The 1,789-nt window shown below is 43.5% G+C and carries 1 protein-coding gene; it reads left to right on the forward strand.

Annotation, left to right across the window (positions count from 1 at the left end):
- Positions 1 to 124 precede the first annotated feature (124 nt).
- A complete protein-coding gene (locus GT1_RS21805; protein ID WP_075758159.1) occupies positions 125 to 1,405 on the forward strand; it encodes an IS110 family transposase in 1,281 nt (426 codons plus the stop codon).
- Positions 1,406 to 1,789: the final 384 nt, after the last annotated feature.

The following is a 1,789-nucleotide window of genomic DNA, read 5'->3' on the forward strand; positions in this document are numbered from 1 at the left end:
AGCATTCCTGTAACGAACAAAAAAGAGTTTTGAACAAAAAAGTACCTCCTGTTAGAATACAGGGTGTAAGGCTTCTGCAGAGCTTACCCCGAAATAATCAAAACTAACAGTGGAGGTACCTAAGATGAAGTGTAACCAAAATCAAAGAATTTTGCAAGTATCAGAAGCAGTACTGATTGTCGGAATAGATGTGGCCAGTGAAATACATTACGCCCGTGCGTTCGATAATCGCGGACTTGAACAAGCCAAGGTATTCCACTTTACCAATGACTTAGAAGGATTTAAAGCCTTTACGAAATGGGCTGAAGCAATCCGATTAAAGGCTGGTAAAGAGGGAGTCATCGTTGGACTGGAACCTACTGGGCACTATTGGTTTAACCTTGCTCAATATAGTAAGGGTCATCGCATGAAGATTGTGCTGGTGAACCCGTTTGCAGTGAAACGGAGTAAGGAACTGGACGACAATAATCCAACCAAGAATGACCGGAAAGACCCCAAAACGATAGCATTGTTAGTCAAGGATGGCCGATACATGGAACCGTATATCCCCGAAGGGGTATATGCTGAGCTGCGAACAGCGATGAATACGCGCTGGCAGATAGTGAAGAGCCTCAACGGAATCAAAAATCAAATTAACCGATGGCTGAGAATCTACTTTCCAGAGTTTTTACGAGTATTCGCTGACTGGGAAGGCGTGGCAGCGCAAGTCATATTGCATGAGATCCCAACACCGGCGCAGATCATTGAAAAAGGTGTCGAAGGAATAGTGGCACGATGGAAGCAAGATAAGATTCGTGCAGTCGGCAAAAAACGTGCCCAAAACCTTGTAGAAGCGGCGCAAAGCAGCACAGGAATAAGCGATGGACACATGGCTGCAACTATGGAACTTAGTATTCTCCTTGAGGATTATGCCAGAAAGAGCAAGCAATATGAAACGGTCATGGAATTGGTAGAAAAGCTGGTTGAGCAAATACCAAGCGTTGATAAGTTACTAAAGATCAAAGGTCTAGGCTTGGTAACCATAGCAGGTTTTCTTGCTGAAGTTGGCGATATCAGCCGATTCTCCCATCCGAAGCAGATACAAAAGTTTGCAGGGCTAAACCTCAAGGAAAACAGCTCGGGCAAGCACAGAGGTAAGATGACCATTAGCAAAAGAGGGCGAAAGCGACTGCGCGCCATACTGTTTCGAGCCATGCTGCCATTAGTAGCTAAAAATGCTGAATTTCGAACTATACATGGTTACTATACAACTCGTAAAAATAACCCGTTGAAGAAGATACAATCGCTAATATTGCTGTGCTGTAAACTGATCCGAGTTATCTATGCTGTACTAACGAAGGGAATTGGGTATGAAGCCGAAAAGCTGCTTTGCGATATGAAAAAAGCAGAACTACTAGCAGTCTAAAACGAGAAGATTCTACTGTAACGAGAATAGCACATTGACAAGACGAGCCGGGATAGTTGCTAATTTTTCCATTAGGGCATAGACCCCGTCGAGGAGCAAACCAAACATCCACCATGCGGATAGGCAGAACGAGGGAATTTAGGGCTGGCATTATGCTAAGACCCCGTGAGACATAGGAGGGTAGCCACCGCAGGTTATGTGGATTCCAAATAGGCCGCAATAATCTGCTTTTTTAACCTGATAGTACTCAGGCTGTAGAGGTTATCCCCTTTTTTATCTTTTTCGGTTCCCCAATTCTTCATATCCCATAAAGACGAGTCTTAAATATGTGAAATGCTATGTAAAACTGAGAATTAAAGAGATTCTTTAAGATTATTGAAGGAG

Origin of the sequence: Sporomusa sp. GT1, assembly GCF_014634905.1 — a bacterium.
GTDB lineage: Bacteria > Bacillota > Negativicutes > Sporomusales > Sporomusaceae > Sporomusa > Sporomusa sphaeroides.

Bases quoted from the DNA above. Each gene is read 5' to 3' on its own strand.
- GT1_RS21805 (WP_075758159.1), top strand. From the start codon at position 125: ATGAAGTGTAACCAAAATCAAAGAATTTTGCAAGTATCAGAAGCAGTA.